Genomic DNA, 16,245 nt, shown 5'->3' on the forward strand with positions numbered 1-16,245 from the left:
CGATCGCAAGCCACCCGGCTCCGACAGGCCCGATGCCACTCCCGGGGCGGCAGAAACCGAACGGCTTCGCTGTTTTCCCACCTTTGTCGTCGCGTTACTAGACTTGTAGAAGTCGAAAGAGGTTTTGAAATGTTTGAGTCCGTACAGGGGCTGTTGGATGAGCACGCTGCTATCCAGGCGCAGCTCGGGGATCCTGCTGTGTATGCCGACCAGAAGCTGGCCCGGAAGCTGGGGCGGCGGTCCGCGCAGCTGAACGGCATCGTGGAGGCCTACCACCGCTGGGAGGCACTCAACGATGACCTGGCCGCGGCGAAGGAGATGGCTGCCGAGGATCCCGAGTTCGCGGCCGAGGTGCCCGAGCTGGAGGAGTCCCTTGAGACGGCCGCCGCCAAGCTGCGCCGCCTGCTGATCCCGCGCGACCCGGACGACGCCCGCAACGTGATCCTCGAGGTCAAGGGCGGCGAAGGCGGCGACGAGGCCGCCCTGTTCGCCGCCGACCTGCTGCGGATGTACAGCCGCTACGCGGAATCCCGCGGCTGGAAGACCGAGATCATCTCGGCCACCGAGTCGGACCTGGGCGGTTACAAGGACGTCCAGATGGCCGTCAAGGGCAACTCCAACGACCCCGCCGAAGGCGTCTTCGCCCGGCTTAAGTTCGAAGGCGGCGTCCACCGCGTCCAGCGTGTGCCCGTCACCGAATCCCAGGGCCGGATCCACACCTCCGCCGCCGGCGTCCTGGTGCTGCCCGAGGTGGACGAGCCCGAGGAACTGGAAATCAACCAGAACGACCTCAAGATCGACGTCTACCGTTCCTCCGGCCCGGGTGGCCAGTCTGTGAACACCACCGACTCCGCGGTGCGCATCACCCACCTTCCCACCGGCATCGTCGTCGCGATGCAGAACGAGAAATCCCAGCTGCAGAACCGCGAGGCCGGCATGCGCGTACTCCGCGCCCGCATCCTGGCCCACCAGCAGGAGCAGATCGACGCCGAGAACTCGGCGCAGCGCAAGTCGCAGATCCGCACCATGGACCGCTCGGAGCGCATCCGCACCTACAACTACCCGGAAAACCGGATCGCGGACCACCGCACCGGCTACAAGGCGTACAACCTCGACCAGGTGATGAACGGCGACCTGGAACCGGTGATCCAGTCCGCCATCGAGATGGACGAACAGTCCCGCCTCGACGCCATCGGCGACTAGCGCCCCGGCGCGACCATCCGACGAGACTGATGACCGACCACGATGACGCCTGATCCCGCACAGAGCCTCGCCGACGCCGTCCGCGGGGCGACGGCGGTGCTGGCCGCCGCCGGCGTGCCGAGCCCCAAGGTCGACGCGGAGCTCCTCGCGGGCCACCTCCTGGGCGTCGGGCCGGGGCGGCTCCGCGCCCTCCTGCTCGGCGACAGTCCGGCCCCGGAGGGGTACGCGGATCTTGTGGCCGAACGCGCGCGCCGGATCCCGCTGCAGCACATCACCGGGGTGGCGCATTTCCGCTACCTCGAACTCGCCGTCGGCCCCGGAGTCTTCATCCCGCGTCCGGAGACCGAGTCCGTGGTCCAGTTGGTCATCGATTGGCTGGCGGCGCCAGGCCGGCCCGCCAGGCCCAAGGTGGCGGACCTCGGCACCGGCTCGGGGGCGATCGCCGGGTCGATTGCGCACGAGGTCCCCGGCGCGGAGGTGCACGCGGTCGAATACAGCGAATTCGCGCACGCCTGGGCGGCGAAGAACCTGCTCCCACTGGGGGTCCGGCTGGTCCGCGGCGACCTGCGCGACGCGCTGCCGGAGCACGATGGAACGTTCGACGTCGTCGTGTCCAACCCGCCGTACATCCCGGCCGAGGCGGTGCCCAACGAACCCGAGGTGGCCCTGCACGATCCGCCCGAGGCGCTGTACGGCGGGGGAGCGGACGGCATGGAGCTCCCGGCGGCGGCCGCGGCGTCCGCCGCGCGGCTGCTGGTCCCCGGCGGCTACTTCGTGATGGAGCACGCCGAGGTGCAGGCCGGCTGGATCGCCCGGATGATGGAATCCACCGGCCACTGGACCGGCATCACCACCCATCTTGACCTCAATGGCCGGGAGCGGGCCACCAGCGCCCGGCGCCTGGCAAGCCCCACCGGCGGCGCGGACCGCGAAGCCCAGCCCGGAATGAAAGGATAGGCCAGTGACCACTAGCTACGATTGCAACGATGCGGCCCAACGCGCGGCCGGACTGGAACACGCCCAGAAGGCGATCCGCGAGAACAAATGCGTCGTCCTGCCCACCGACACGGTGTACGGCATCGGCGCGGACGCCTTCTCGCCGATGGCCGTGACCCTGCTGCTGGCCGCCAAGGGCCGCAGCCGGCAGATGCCGCCGCCGGTCCTGATTCCGCGGCTGAATGCCCTCGACGGCCTGGCCACCGAGGTTCCCGCGGAGGCCCGCAAACTGGCCGAGGCCTTCTGGCCCGGTGGCCTGACCCTTATCCTGCACGCCCAGCCCTCCCTCGACTGGGATCTCGGGGAGACCAAGGGCACCGTCGCGCTGCGCCTGCCGGCCGACGACGTCGCCCAGGACCTGCTCACGCTGACCGGGCCGCTGGCGGTCTCCTCCGCCAACCGCACCGGCCGGCCTGCCGCGCAGACCGCCGCCGAGGCCGAGGCGATGCTCGCCGAGTCCGTGGAGGTCTACCTTGAGGGCGGCCGCCGTCCCGTGGACGGCGAGGCCGAGTCCGCCCCGTCGACCATCATCGACGCGACGTCGCTGCCGCTGCGCGTGGTCCGGCAGGGCGCCATCAGCCTGGAACGGATCCGCGAGGTGGTGCCCGGCGTGCTCGGGGCCGGCGAGCAACCGGCGGCCGCGGAAGACGCCGCCAAGCCGGCTGCCGAGTCGCCCGCAGAAACCCCGGAGGCCTAGAGTGCAGCCCAAAGTTGCCGTCGCGGCCGTCACCTTCAACCGCCACGAGGAACTCGCCCTGCTGCTGAAGGGCCTCGCCGCACAGACGGCCCCGATCCACTCGATCGCCCTGGTGGACTCCGGCACGGACCCGGCCGACCGGCTGGTGGCCGAGCAGGGCATGGACAACATCAACTACCTGCGCTCCGAGGCGAACCTCGGCGGAGCCGGCGGCTTCGCCTACGCGATCCTGGCCGCCATGGCCTCCGGCGCGGAGTGGATCTGGATGATGGACGACGACGGGCACCCGGAGGACGCCAGCTGCCTCGAGGAGCTCCTCAAGGCCGCCGACGAACACGGGCTGGACATCATCAGCCCCCTGGTCGCGGCCACGGCCGATCCCAACCGGCTCTCCTTCAACTTCCGGATCAACGGCCTGCTCACCAACGACCGGTCCCGCCTGGCCCCGATGGGCTACCTGCCGGACATGGTCCACTTCTTCAACGGCGCCCTGATCCGCGCCGAGGTCTTTTACACGATCGGCATTCCGGACGTGAAGTTCTTCATCCGCGGCGACGAGGTCGACTTCCTGTCCCGGGTCAAGAAGGCCGGGCTCAAGTACGGCACCCTGGCCACCGTCGCCGTCCAGCACCCCGCCACCTGGACCGAGATGAAGCCGGTCTTCGGCGGCTTCATCACCCCGGTCATTCCGGAAGGCAACTTCAAGCGGTACTGCTACTTCCGCAACCGTGGCTACCTGACCCGGAAATACCGCAACCTGCGCTGGTTCGGCGCGGACGTGGTCGGCTTCCCGTACTACTTCCTGAAGGCCGGTGACCTGAAGGGGCTGGCACACTGGTTCCGCGCCTACTCCACCGGGTTCATGGGCAAGGGCTTCGGCGCACCCGCGGACCTGATGGCCCGGAACGGCTAGGCGGCGTGGAGAAGCTCTACGCCGTCGTCGTCACCTACAACCGGGCGGAGTTCCTGGCGAACCTGCTGGACTCCTTCGCCAGGCTCGACACGAAACCCGAGGGAATCATCGTCGTCGACAACGCCAGCACGGACGGCACCGCCGCGGTGGTCGACCGGGCCAGGACCGCGGGCGACCTTCCCCTGCAGTACGAGCGGCTGGAGACCAACGCCGGGGGAGCCGGCGGTTTCTCCCGTGGCGTCGAACTCGCGCTGGCGGCCGGCGCCGAATGGCTCTGGCTGATGGACGACGACGTCGAGGTCCTCCCCGGGGCTGTCGACGCGCTGGCGAGGTTCACGCCGGACTACTCATGCATCGTGGGACGCCGCTACGACGCCAACGGCCAACCCTTTTTCTGGCAGCACCACTTCGTCGACGCCCTCGGCGTCTTCCTCCCGGTATCCCGCGACGTGTTCAAGCACTCCGACGTCTTCCGCACCAACGTGGGCAACTTCGAGGGCATGCTGATCAGGGCGTCCGTGGCGCGCGAGATCGGCCTTCCCGATCCGCGCTTCTTCATCACCTGGGACGACGCCGTCTACGGCTGGCTCGCCGCGCAGCGCACGCCGGTGGTGTACGTCAATGCGTTCGTGATCCGGAAGGTGCGGGCGCAGCGCCAGGTGGACCTCGGCCTGCGCCACCTCAACGATTCCTCCGACCTGAGCCGGCGCTACGTGATGCGCAACCGCGGCCACGTCGCCCAGTACCTCCGGGCCCACGGCCGGTACAACCGTGCAGGATTCGCGGCCGGAACGGCGCTGACCTTCGGCAAGGAAATCGCCCGCCTGGTCCTCGTCGAACGCACCCTCACGGGGGTCGCTGCGCTCTGGCAGGGATGGCGCGAATCGCGCGAAATCCTTCGCGACCGGGCCTGGAAACCCATGCCGCCGCTGCCCGCAGATGCGGGCCGCGGGAACGAAACGGCTTAGTATCGTTCTAGGTTCCGCGCTGTCCGACAGTCCCGCGCGGGTACTTTTTTGACCCAGGCGCCTTGCCGCCGCAGTACTGGAAGTCGGTTGCACACTCTGTTGACTACGAAATCTGAACCTCGAGAATCCGAGCAGATCCGGGACGAAAAGCCGGCCCTCTGGATCTGGATCCAGCTCATCCTGGACTCCATGTCCTGGGTGGTGGCCGTGATCCTGGCCCTGCTGCTGCGCTACGAGATGGGGATCCGCGTCGAGCAGTTCGCCGGTGCCGCCGTGATCGCGGCGATCGCCGTCGTCGTCCAGGTGCTGACCGGCTACGCCCTGGCCCTCTACCGCGGCCGCTACCCGTTCGGAAGCTTCCAGGAGGCGCGGGCCCTGGTCTTCGTCACCGTGATCGTCGCCGCCTCCATCACCGCCAGCCTGCTGGTGCTCTACGAAGCCATCAACATTGGCCGCAGCGTCGGCCTGATCGCGTTCCCGTTCGCCTGCCTCTTCATGGGTGCCGCCCGCTACGCCAAGCGGCTGTACGTCGAGAGCCGCACCCGGCCCGGCGACGGCGCGCAGAACACCCTCATCTACGGCGCCGGCTTCCTCGGCAACTCCCTCCTCACCCGGATGATCCAAGATCCGGAGTCCCCGTACTTCCCGGTGGGCCTGATCGATGACGATCCTGCCAAGAAGCACCTCCGGCTCTCCGGCGTCCAGGTCCAGGGCCGCGGCGAAGACCTTCCCGCCATCATCCGGCGCACCCGCGCCACGGTCCTGGTGCTGGCCTTCGCCAACGTCGAGGCGTCCGTGGTGCGGCGCATTTCCGACGCCGTCGCCGGCCTGAACATCCGGGTGCTGGTGCTGCCGCCGCTGCGGGACATGCTCGGCGGCTCCGCCCCCGCCGGGTTCTCCGACTTCCGCGACGTCGCCGTGGAGGACCTCATCGGCCGCCGCCCGGTGGACATCAAGGTCGACGAGATCGCCGGGTACATCAAGGGCAAGCGTGTGCTGGTCACCGGCGCCGGCGGTTCGATCGGCTCCGAGCTCTGCCGCCAGATCATGCCGTTCGGCCCCGCCGAGCTGATCATGCTCGACCACGACGAGACCGGACTCCAGCAGACCCAGATCTCCATCACCGGCCGCGGCCTGCTGGCCGGCCGGGACACCGTGCTGGCGAACATCCGCGACGGTGAGGCCCTGAAGGAGATCTTCACCGACCGCCGTCCGGAGGTGGTCTTCCACGCGGCCGCACTCAAGCACGCGCCGCTGCTGCAGCAGTATCCGGTCGAGGCCTGGAAGACCAACGTCTGCGGCACGCTGAACGTCCTGCAGGCCGCCCGGAGTGCCGGGGTCTCCCACTTCGTGAACATCTCCACGGACAAGGCCGCGAACCCCACCACCGCCCTGGGCCACTCCAAGCGCGTCGCGGAGAAGCTGACCGCCTGGATGGCGGGCCAGACCGGCGGCAGGTTCGTCTCCGTCCGCTTCGGCAACGTCATGGGCAGCCGCGGATCCATGCTTCCGCTCTTCACCGAGCAGATCCGCGTCGGCGGTCCGGTGACCGTGACCGATCCCGAGGTCACCCGCTTCTTCATGACCATCCCCGAGGCCTGCCAGCTGGTCATCCAGGCCGGAGCCATCGGCGCTGGCGGCGACGTGCTGATCCTGGACATGGGCGAACCGGTCAAGATCCTTGACGTGGCACAACGCATGATCGCCATGTCCGGCAAGAAGGTGGAGATCATCTACACCGGGCTGCGGCCGGGGGAGAAGCTGCACGAGGAGCTCGTGGGCACCGGCGAGCTGGACCAGCGGCCGCTGCACCCGAAGATCTCGCACACCCGCGCCACCGAACAGGACCCGGCCACGCTGGACCTCGGAGTCTGGCTGAAACGCTGCGAGGCCGAACAGGGCGCCAGCATCGCGGAGATCCCCGACGACGAGTCGGACGAGACGGGACCGATCAGAATCGTCCGGGTCGCCTCGTGACCGCCCTGCTGGTCACCGCCGCCGTCACGCTCCTGGCCAGCTTGCTGCTGCCCTATGCGGTGAAGCCCTGGCTGATCCGGCTCGGCGTGGTGGACGTGCCGTCCGCGCGGTCCTCGCACGTGAAGACCACCATCCGTGGGATGGGCCTGGCCGCGGCGCTGGCCACCGCGGCCGGCTACGGGGTGGCCGTCCTTACCGGCGCCGTCACCGTCAACCGTGCGGTGTTCGCCGTCGTGCTGCTGATCATCGGCGCGTGTGCCGCCGTCGGCTGGACCGAAGACCTGCGCGGGCTCTCCATCCGCGGCCGTGCCGGAGCCCAGCTGGGCATCGGGGCCGCGGGCTCGGCGGTGCTGATCGTCATGACGGGCCAGTCCTTCTGGTGGCTGCCGCTCGCCGCCGTCGCGGTCGCCGCCTACGTCAACATCGCCAACTTCATGGACGGCATCAACGGCATCTCCGGGTTGCACGGCGTCACCGTGGGCGCCGCCTACGCGGCCGCCGGGTCCCTCTCGGACCAGCCCTGGCTCACCGCCGGCGGCGCCATCCTGGCCATGGCCTTCCTCGGCTTCCTGCCCTGGAACCTGGGCCGGGGCTCGGTGTTCCTCGGCGACGTCGGCAGCTACCTTCTCGGCGCCTCCGTGGCCGCCCTCGCCATTGCTGGCTTCTTCACCGGCGTGTACGTCGAGTACGTGCTCTCGCCCATCCTGGTGTATGTGGCGGATACCGGCTACACGTTGCTGCGCCGGATCAAGGCGGGGGAGCGGTGGTACGCCTCTCACCGCGAGCATGTCTACCAGCGGCTGACCGACGTCGGCTTCTCGCACCTGCAGTCCTCCGCCGCTGTCACCGTCTGCACCGCTGCCGTGATCGTCCTCGGCTTCACCGCTGCGACGGCGCCGCTGCCCGTCGTGGCGCTCTGCGTCGCGGCCAGCCTGGCGGTGCTGGTACTGTACGTCGCCAGCCCGGACCTCATCCGCCGCTACCGCCGCAAATCCAAGGTCACCCGCCTCCCCGTGGCCTAGCCATGTTCTATCTCGTGTAGAATTCAGGGGCGGACTTCTCCGCACCCCCGCCCTTACCGCCAGCGACGATTGGGATCCCATGACCTCCAACGCCGAGCCCGGACGCACGCCCGGCCGCGGACGCGTCGGCGTTTCTGGACCCACCACGTCACTCTGGCTGCGCCTGCTGGCGCTCAGTTCGGTGACGGCCGCCGCAGCACTGGTGGTGACGGCCGTTCCGGCCTGGATCTTCAACGGCGGCTTCGGTGCCCTCTCCAGCGCCTTCGGCGGTGTCCTGGTGATGGCGTTCTTCGCCATCAGCCTGCTGGTCGGACACTTCGTCGGCCGGAACAATCCCTCCGGGGCGATCGGCATGTTCGTCGCCACTTACTTCATCAAGGTCGTCGGCTTCGCCGTCGTCCTGTTTGTCCTGGGTGCCCCGGATTGGCTGCACGCCCGCTGGTTCCTGATCGGCGCCGTCGTCACCGTCGTTGCCTGGCAGGCCGCCGAGATCATCGGCTTCAGCAAGGCCCGGCTGCAGATCTACAACGACCCCGACTCCACGGAAGGCGGACCCCATGCCGGACCGTAAAGAGCGAGACGAGAACACCCCCCGGAAGCCGCGAGGCACCACCGGTGCGCCCGGCGTATCAAAGGACGGCGACGACGGCGGATACAACGCCGGGATCGCAGTGTTCAGCTACATCGTTGGCGGAATCATCGTCTGGAGTTTGATAGGGTGGGGTCTGGATAATCTGTGGGGAACCCGCTGGATTGTGCTCGCAGGCGCCCTGCTTGGAGCTGCGGGAGGGTTCTATCTTTCTCATATGCACGGCCTCACCAGCCACCGGTCTACGGCTGGCGAAGACGGCGCTGCAGGTGGCCCGTCCAAGGACGCGGAACAGTAATGCCAAAAAATTTCAGAGGGGGACTGGTTGGCAGCAATGCCGTCGCTCCCCGCCCAACGCCCAATGATGGACACTGCAGAGAGGAAACGCGTTGATCGCGCTTGCGCTCCCGGCCCAAGATTCAGGAGAGTTTACTCCTCCCGGAATTGAACAAATGCACCTGCCGGCAATCCTGCCCTGGGGTGCTGCCGAAGGATTCTCCAAGCAGATGCTGCTGGTGATCCTCTCGGTCGTCATTATCGCCACCTTCTTCGTGCTGGCCGCGCGGAAGCAGCAGCTCGTTCCGGGCAAGCTGCAGTTCGCCGGCGAGGCCGCCTACGGTTTCGTCCGGAACGGCATCGCCAAGGACATCATCGGCGGCAAGGACTTCATCAAGTACGTCCCGCTGCTGTTCAGCCTGTTCTTCTTCATCCTGGTGAACAACATCTACGGCGCCATCCCGGTGATCCAGCTCCCGAGCTTCTCCCACGTCGGCGGCGCCTACGTGCTGGCGGCCATCGTCTACGTGACCTGGATTGCCATCGGCATCAAGAAGAACGGCCTGAAGTACTTCAAGCTGGCCACGGTCCCCAGCGGCGTGCCGGTCTACATTCTTCCGATCGTTATCCCGATCGAGATCATCTCCAACTTCCTGGTCCGCCCGGTGACGCACAGCCTCCGTCTGTTCGCCACCATGCTGGCCGGCCACCTGATCGTGATGATCGCCGGTTCCGGCATCGAGTTCCTGGTCATGCAGGAGAACGTCCTGCTCAAGGGCGCCTCGGTTCTGGTCCTCGCCGGCTCGCTGGCGATGTACATGCTGGAGGCGCTGATCATGGCGCTGCAGGCGTACGTCTTCACGCTGCTGACCGCGATCTACATCGAAGGCGCACTGCACGCCGACAGCCACTAAGGCTCCAAAAGACTTCCCCTCCGGGGGATGAAGCAACCCAAACAACCTGCCACACGGGTGGCATCTTGAAAGGAAGAAAAATGGAAGGCTCCATCAACGGCTCCCTCAACCTCATCGGCTACGGCCTCTCCGCCATCGGCGGTGGTATCGGTGTGGGTCTCGTGTTCGCTGCTTACATCAACGGCGTTGCACGTCAGCCGGAAGCCCAGCGCGTCCTGCAGCCGATCGCATTCCTCGGCCTCGCGCTGACTGAAGCCCTCGCCATCCTCGGCCTGGTCTTCGCATTCGTTCTCAAGTAAACCTTCAGAACACCAGCGAACATCCAGAACCGAGTAGATAAGGACGGGTGAAATATGAAGCAGCTGATCATCTCAGCCGCCAGCGAGGCCGGGTCAAACCCCCTCGTTCCCAACATCTGGGAAATGTTTGTCGTCCTCGTAGGCTTTGCTGTCCTCCTTTACATCGTGACGAAGTACGTTGTCCCGATGTTCGAGAAGAACTTCGCAGAGCGTGCCGAGGCGATTGAGGGCGGCATTGCCAAGGCCGAAAAGGCCCAGGCTGAGGCCACTGCGGCACTCGAAGAGTACAAGCAGCAGCTGACGGATGCCCGCACCGAGGCCAACCGCATCCGCGAGGAAGCCCGTGCCGAAGGCGCCCAGATCCTGGCGGATCTGAAGGAGAAGGCAGCTGCCGAGTCTGCCCGCATCACCGCCCAGGCACACGCCCAGATCGAATCCGAGCGCCAGGCGGCCGTTGTGTCGCTGCGCGCGGAGGTCGGCACGCTGGCCACCACGCTGGCAAGCCGGATCGTCGGCGAGGCCCTCACCGACGATGCACGTTCGGCCCGCGTGGTCGATCGTTTCCTGGCAGATCTGGAGAACCAGAGCGCAGGTGCAGCTAAGTAATGGCAGGTGTATCGAGCGAATCGCTGACCGCGGCACTCGCCGCGTTGGAGCCCACGCTTCCCAACGCGTCGCTGCAGTTGGCTAAGGAACTCTTCGGAATCCTGGGAACGGTGGACAGCTCCGCTGGCCTGCGCCGCGCCCTGACCGACCCGTCCCGCACCGGCAGCGAGAAGTCGGCGCTGGTCACGCAGCTGTTCAGCGGAAAAGTCTCCGCTGACGCCGTGCAGATCGCGAGCGGACTGGCCGGCTCACGCTGGGCATCGGCCCGCGACATCGGCGATGCACTCGAGACCCTGGCCGCCACGGTGGTCATTGCCGTTGCTGAAAACAAGTCGGCAGTCTCTGCCTCGGGCCTCAGCGGACTGGAGGAGCTGGAGAACGACCTCTTCAGCTTCAACCAGGCCGTCGACGCCAGCCACGAGGTTCAGCGTGCCTTGTCCGAGCCGCAGGCGAGCCAGGCAGCCAAGGCTGCCCTTGCCGCCAAGCTCGTCCCCGGTGCCAGCGAGGAGGCCAAGGTCCTCATCGGCCAGGCCGTCGCGCAGCCCCGAGGACTCAAGGTCACCCGGCTCGTCAGCCGTTTTGCGGAGCTTGCAGCCAAGCGCCAGCAGCGCTGGATTGCCACGGTCAGCGTCACCCGTCCGCTGACGGAGGCCCAGACCGGCCGGCTGCAGACGGCGCTCAACGCCCTCTACGGCCGCGAGCTGAAGCTCAACATGAACATTGACCCGGCACTGATCGGTGGAATCCGGATCCAGGTAGGCGACGAAGTGGTTGACGCTTCGGTCCTCGCCCGCCTGGGCCAGCTCCAGCGACAGCTTGCCTAGTCAGCCGGACAAGCACAACTTACCGACAAGAAACCCCGGTCATCGTGAGCAACGATGATCACGAAAACAGGAGAGCAGGGACTGCAGATGGCCGATTTGACCATCAACGCCGACGACGTCCGTAATGCGTTGAACGAGTTCGCGGCGTCCTACGAACCCGGTAACGCAGAGCGCGTAGAGGTTGGCCGTGTAACGACCGCAGGTGACGGCATCGCCCGTGTTGAGGGCCTCCCCTCGGTCATGGCGAACGAGCTGCTTCGCTTCGAAGACGGCACGCTGGGCCTCGCCCAGAACCTCGACGTCCGCGAGATCGGCGTCATCGTCCTCGGTGACTTCAAGGGCATCGAAGAAGGCCAGGAAGTGCACCGCACCGGACAGGTTCTGTCCGTACCCGTGGGCGACGCCTTCCTCGGCCGCGTGGTTGACCCGCTGGGCCAGCCGATTGACGACCTCGGCGAGATCAAGGCCGAGACCACCCGTGCCCTGGAACTCCAGGCCCCGGGCGTGACCCAGCGCAAGTCGGTCCACGAGCCGATGCAGACCGGCCTGAAGGCCATCGACGCGATGATCCCGATCGGCCGCGGCCAGCGTCAGCTGATCATTGGTGACCGCCAGACCGGCAAGTCCGCCATCGCGATCGACACCATCATCAACCAGAAGGCCAACTGGGCTTCCGGCGATGTGAACAAGCAGGTCCGCTGCATCTACGTCGCCATCGGCCAGAAGGCGTCCACCATCGCGGCGGTCCGCCAGACCCTTGAGGATAACGGCGCGCTGGAGTACACCACCATCGTGGCGTCCCCGGCATCCGACCCGGCCGGCTTCAAGTATCTGGCACCGTACGCCGGTTCGGCCATCGGCCAGCACTGGATGTACGGCGGCAAGCACGTCCTCATCGTGTTCGATGACCTGTCGAAGCAGGCCGAAGCCTACCGCGCCGTGTCGCTGCTGCTGCGCCGCCCGCCGGGACGCGAAGCCTACCCGGGCGACGTCTTCTACTTGCACTCCCGTCTGCTGGAGCGTTGTGCAAAGCTCTCCGACGAGCTCGGTGCAGGTTCCATGACCGGTCTGCCGCTGATCGAGACCAAGGCGAACGACGTGTCCGCCTACATCCCGACCAACGTCATCTCGATCACCGACGGCCAGATCTTCCTGCAGTCGGACCTCTTCAACGCCAACCAGCGTCCCGCTGTCGACGTCGGTGTCTCCGTGTCCCGCGTCGGTGGCGCCGCCCAGGTGAAGTCCATGAAGAAGGTCTCCGGTACCTTGAAGCTGGAACTGGCCCAGTACCGCGACATGCAGGCCTTCGCCATGTTCGCCTCGGACCTGGATGCGGCCTCCCGCCAGCAGCTGACCCGTGGCGCACGCCTGATGGAACTGCTGAAGCAGGGCCAGTACTCGCCGTTCCCTGTTGAGGACCAGGTCGTTTCCATCTGGGCCGGCACCAACGGCTACCTCGACGACGTTCCGGTTGAGGACATCAACCGCTTCGAGACCGAGTTCCTGGAGCACCTCAAGCACAAGTCCTCCATCCTGACCACGCTGGCGCAGACCAACGTGATGAGCGACGACACCGCAGAAGCACTGAAGACCGCGATTGTGGACTTCAAGAAGGGCTTCTTCGGCGAGGGCGACAGCCTGCTGGTCGGTGCGGGGCACGAGGAGTACGCCCCGATCGATGAAGACCAGGTCGACCAGGAAAAAATCGTCAAGCAGAAGCGCTAGTTCCGTAGGCCGGGACTGCCGGATCCCTCGAGGGTCCGGCAGTCCCGGCCCAACGGAAGCTTAGGAAAGGATAAGTATGGGAGCCCAGATTCGGGTCTACCGCCAGAAGATCAGCTCGACGACGTCGATGCGCAAGATCTTCAAGGCGATGGAACTGATCGCTACCTCGCGCATCGGCAAGGCCCGCGCACGCGTAGCGGCTTCACTGCCTTACGCAAACGCGATTACGCGTGCCGTTTCTGCTGTCGCAAGCCAGAGCGAAATCGACCACCCGCTGGTGACCGAGCCGGAGCAGATCCGCCGGGCCGCCGTGCTGGTCGTCACCTCCGACCGCGGCCTCGCCGGGTCCTACTCCGCGACCGTGCTCAAGCAGGCCGAAGGCCTCGTCGAGCTGCTCCACGAGGAGGGCAAGGAAGTCAAGATGTACCTCATGGGCCGCAAGGCGCAGGCGTACTTCGACTTCCGGAACCGTCCGTACGAGCGGGTCTGGACCGGCAACACGGACGCTCCGCAGTTCGAGACCGCACGCGAGGTGGGCGAGGCCCTCCTGGCCGACTTCGCCGAGGTCTACGAAGAGGGCGGTGTGGACGAGATCCACGTCGTCTACACGCGGTTCAAGTCCATGGTGACGCAGGAACCGACGGTCATCCGTCTGCTCCCGCTGGAGGTCGTCGAGGAACAGGCTGCCTCCGAGTCGGAGCTGCTGCCGCTCTACGAATTCGAACCGGAGACGGAGCAGGTCCTCGATGCCCTGCTGCCGCGCTACATCGAGTCACGCATCTTCGCCGCCATGTTGCAGGCCGCAGCTTCCGAGCTCGCAGCCCGCCAGCGCGCGATGAAGTCCGCCGGCGACAACGCCACGGAGCTCATCAAGAAGTACACGCGTCTGCGCAACACTGCCCGCCAGGCTGAAATTACGCAGGAGCTTTCCGAGATCGTGGCCGGCGCCGACGCACTGAACGCGTCCTAGCCTGCCCGTCACGGGCCCAGCTGTACCTGCACCACAGAACGAACTTAACCGCCCACGCCATCTACTGAGTGAAGTGAGAGAGATGACTGCCACTGCTACCGAACACGTAGCCGCGACGTCCGGTGCCACCGGCCGTATTGCACGTGTTATTGGCCCGGTTGTCGACGTCGAATTCCCGGCTGACGCAATCCCCTCGATTTACAACGCTCTCACCACCGAGATTTCTCTCAACGGTGAGACCAAGACCATCACCTTCGAAGTTGCGCTGCACCTCGGCGACAACCTCATCCGCGCCATCTCGCTGCAGGCGACCGACGGCCTGGTCCGCGGCACCACCGTGGTCGACACCGGTGCCCCGATCTCCGTGCCCGTTGGCGACGGCGTCAAGGGCCACATCTTCAACGTCCTGGGCCAGCCCCTGGACGTCGCGGAGTCCGAACTGCAGGTCTCCGAGCGCTGGCCGATCCACCGCAAGGCCCCCGCCTTCGCGACCCTTGAGGGCTCCACCGAGATGCTCGAGACCGGCATCAAGGTTATCGACCTCCTCACCCCGTACATCAAGGGTGGCAAGATCGGCCTGTTCGGCGGCGCCGGCGTCGGCAAGACCGTGCTGATCCAGGAAATGATCACCCGTGTTGCCCGCAACTTCGGCGGTACCTCGGTGTTCGCCGGCGTGGGTGAGCGCACCCGTGAAGGCAACGACCTCTGGGTCGAAATGGAAGAGGCAGGCGTCCTCAAGGACACCGCCCTTGTGTTCGGCCAGATGGATGAGCCGCCGGGAACGCGTCTGCGCGTGGCCCTGTCCGCCCTGACCATGGCGGAGTACTTCCGCGATGTGCAGAACCAGGACGTGCTGCTCTTCATCGACAACATCTTCCGTTTCACCCAGGCAGGCTCCGAGGTTTCCACCCTCCTCGGCCGCATGCCGTCCGCCGTGGGCTACCAGCCCAACCTGGCCGATGAGATGGGCCTCCTGCAGGAGCGCATCACCTCGACCAAGGGCCACTCCATCACCTCGATGCAGGCCATCTACGTTCCCGCGGATGACTACACCGACCCGGCTCCGGCAACGACCTTCGCACACCTCGACGCGACCACGGAACTCTCCCGTGAAATCGCTTCCCGTGGTCTGTACCCGGCCGTTGACCCGCTGACGTCGACCTCGCGCATCCTGGATCCGCAGTACATCGGCAACGACCACTACAACACGGCCGTCCGCGTGAAGCAGATCCTGCAGAAGAACAAGGAACTTCAGGACATCATCGCCATCCTCGGTGTCGATGAACTCTCCGAAGAGGACAAGATCGTCGTGTCGCGTGCACGCCGTATCCAGCAGTTCCTCTCGCAGAACACCTACACCGCCAAGCAGTTCACCGGCGTCGAGGGCTCCACCGTGTCCATCAAGGACACCGTGGAAGGCTTCGCGGCGATCTGCGACGGCGAGCTGGACCACATCGCAGAGCAGGCGTTCTTCAACGTCGGCGGCCTGGATGACGTCGAGCGCCAGTGGGCCAAGATCCAGGAACAGACGAAGTAATATGGCTGAGCTTGAGGTTGAGATTGTCGCAGCGGACCACTTCGTGTGGTCCGGAGCGGCCAAGATGGTCAAGGCCCGCACCAGCGATGGTGAAATCGGAATCCTGCCCGGCCACTCGCCCCTGCTGGCGATTCTGGCCGAAGGTGAACTGGCCATCGAGCCTGTTTCCGGTGACCGCATCGCAGTGGACGTTGACGGCGGATTCTTCTCCGTCGACAACAACCGCGTGGTGATCGTGGCCGACAACGCCCAGATGGGTGATTCGGCTACTGCGGGGATCCGCTAGCCCTACCTTGATGGACGATACTGGTCTTCCGTTCATCATTCTGGCAACGGCGTTTGCGTTGCTGGTCTTCGCACTGTGCCTCTCCGGGGTGCGCCGCATTAATCTGCGGCGCGCCCTGGGCACGGTGGACGCCTCCATTTGCGTAGCTGGAAACAGCTGGCAGATGGGGGTTTGTCGTTATCAGGACAACGACCTCGAGTGGTTCCGTCTTGCCTCCCTGAGCGTCCGTCCGAAATACACCTTCCGCCGCAGCTCGCTGGAGCTGATCGGCCGGCGTCCGCCCACCGAAACCGAACTGGTGAAGGTGCAGCCGGAGTCCGTCATCGTCGAACTGCGCTACGAGGGCCGGGACGTCCTGCTGGCCATGCGCTTCGACGCGTACACCGGGCTCTCTTCCTGGCTTGAGGCAGGCCCCGTCATCGGCGTCGGCACCTGGCGCTAAC

General features: G+C 66.3%; 18 protein-coding genes. All 18 read left to right on the plus strand.

The window, feature by feature from the left end:
* The first annotated feature begins 129 nt into the window (after positions 1–129).
* A complete protein-coding gene (prfA, locus tag AB0305_RS12610; protein WP_290257390.1) occupies positions 130–1,203 on the plus strand; it encodes a peptide chain release factor 1 in 1,074 nt (357 codons plus the stop codon).
* 42 nt (positions 1,204–1,245) lie between these two features.
* Positions 1,246–2,160 carry a peptide chain release factor N(5)-glutamine methyltransferase gene (prmC, locus tag AB0305_RS12615; protein WP_364134720.1) on the plus strand — a complete coding sequence of 305 codons (915 nt, stop codon included), beginning with the start codon at positions 1,246–1,248 and terminating at the stop codon, positions 2,158–2,160.
* 4 nt (positions 2,161–2,164) lie between these two features.
* Positions 2,165–2,896: an L-threonylcarbamoyladenylate synthase gene (locus AB0305_RS12620; RefSeq protein ID WP_364134723.1), complete on the plus strand. Its 732-nt coding sequence runs from the start codon at positions 2,165–2,167 to the stop codon at positions 2,894–2,896.
* Position 2,897: 1 nt separating this feature from the next.
* The gene (locus AB0305_RS12625) at positions 2,898–3,809 is read left to right on the plus strand and encodes a glycosyltransferase (RefSeq protein ID WP_290257393.1); all 912 of its coding nucleotides are present in this window, start codon (positions 2,898–2,900) and stop codon (positions 3,807–3,809) included.
* A 5-nt stretch (positions 3,810–3,814) separates the two neighbouring features.
* A complete protein-coding gene (locus tag AB0305_RS12630) occupies positions 3,815–4,777 on the plus strand; it encodes a glycosyltransferase (RefSeq protein WP_364134726.1) in 963 nt (320 codons plus the stop codon).
* Between the two features lie 99 nt (positions 4,778–4,876).
* The gene (locus tag AB0305_RS12635) at positions 4,877–6,754 is read left to right on the plus strand and encodes a nucleoside-diphosphate sugar epimerase/dehydratase (protein WP_364134729.1); all 1,878 of its coding nucleotides are present in this window, start codon (positions 4,877–4,879) and stop codon (positions 6,752–6,754) included.
* The gene (locus AB0305_RS12640) at positions 6,751–7,776 is read left to right on the plus strand and encodes a glycosyltransferase family 4 protein (protein ID WP_364134732.1); all 1,026 of its coding nucleotides are present in this window, start codon (positions 6,751–6,753) and stop codon (positions 7,774–7,776) included. Before AB0305_RS12635 ends, AB0305_RS12640 begins: the two co-directional genes overlap by 4 nt.
* A gap of 79 nt (positions 7,777–7,855) precedes the next feature.
* The gene (locus AB0305_RS12645) at positions 7,856–8,347 is read left to right on the plus strand and encodes a hypothetical protein (RefSeq protein WP_364134735.1); all 492 of its coding nucleotides are present in this window, start codon (positions 7,856–7,858) and stop codon (positions 8,345–8,347) included.
* Positions 8,334–8,663, plus strand: coding sequence for a hypothetical protein (locus AB0305_RS12650; RefSeq protein WP_290257398.1), 330 nt, complete (start codon positions 8,334–8,336; stop codon positions 8,661–8,663). Before AB0305_RS12645 ends, AB0305_RS12650 begins: the two co-directional genes overlap by 14 nt.
* A 91-nt stretch (positions 8,664–8,754) precedes the next feature.
* Positions 8,755–9,555: a F0F1 ATP synthase subunit A gene (atpB, locus tag AB0305_RS12655; protein WP_146337178.1), complete on the plus strand. Its 801-nt coding sequence runs from the start codon at positions 8,755–8,757 to the stop codon at positions 9,553–9,555.
* 80 nt (positions 9,556–9,635) lie between these two features.
* Positions 9,636–9,854, plus strand: a complete 219-nt coding sequence (gene atpE, locus AB0305_RS12660; protein ID WP_003804776.1) for an ATP synthase F0 subunit C — start codon at positions 9,636–9,638, stop codon at positions 9,852–9,854.
* 54 nt (positions 9,855–9,908) lie between these two features.
* Complete coding sequence (locus AB0305_RS12665; RefSeq protein WP_364134739.1) at positions 9,909–10,460, plus strand: F0F1 ATP synthase subunit B; 552 nt, start codon at positions 9,909–9,911, stop codon at positions 10,458–10,460.
* Positions 10,460–11,284, plus strand: a complete 825-nt coding sequence (locus tag AB0305_RS12670; protein WP_364134742.1) for a F0F1 ATP synthase subunit delta — start codon at positions 10,460–10,462, stop codon at positions 11,282–11,284. Before AB0305_RS12665 ends, AB0305_RS12670 begins: the two co-directional genes overlap by 1 nt.
* A gap of 87 nt (positions 11,285–11,371) precedes the next feature.
* Positions 11,372–13,009 carry a F0F1 ATP synthase subunit alpha gene (atpA, locus tag AB0305_RS12675; protein WP_290257405.1) on the plus strand — a complete coding sequence of 546 codons (1,638 nt, stop codon included), beginning with the start codon at positions 11,372–11,374 and terminating at the stop codon, positions 13,007–13,009.
* A 76-nt stretch (positions 13,010–13,085) separates the two neighbouring features.
* Positions 13,086–13,979: a F0F1 ATP synthase subunit gamma gene (locus AB0305_RS12680; protein ID WP_364134744.1), complete on the plus strand. Its 894-nt coding sequence runs from the start codon at positions 13,086–13,088 to the stop codon at positions 13,977–13,979.
* An 82-nt stretch (positions 13,980–14,061) separates the two neighbouring features.
* Positions 14,062–15,516 carry a F0F1 ATP synthase subunit beta gene (gene atpD / locus AB0305_RS12685; protein ID WP_290257407.1) on the plus strand — a complete coding sequence of 485 codons (1,455 nt, stop codon included), beginning with the start codon at positions 14,062–14,064 and terminating at the stop codon, positions 15,514–15,516.
* Position 15,517: 1 nt separating this feature from the next.
* Positions 15,518–15,802, plus strand: coding sequence for a F0F1 ATP synthase subunit epsilon (locus tag AB0305_RS12690; RefSeq protein WP_290257408.1), 285 nt, complete (start codon positions 15,518–15,520; stop codon positions 15,800–15,802).
* 10 nt (positions 15,803–15,812) lie between these two features.
* Positions 15,813–16,244: a DUF2550 domain-containing protein gene (locus AB0305_RS12695; protein WP_290257409.1), complete on the plus strand. Its 432-nt coding sequence runs from the start codon at positions 15,813–15,815 to the stop codon at positions 16,242–16,244.
* Position 16,245 lies beyond the last annotated feature (1 nt).

Source organism: Arthrobacter sp. NPDC080086 (genome assembly GCF_040702285.1).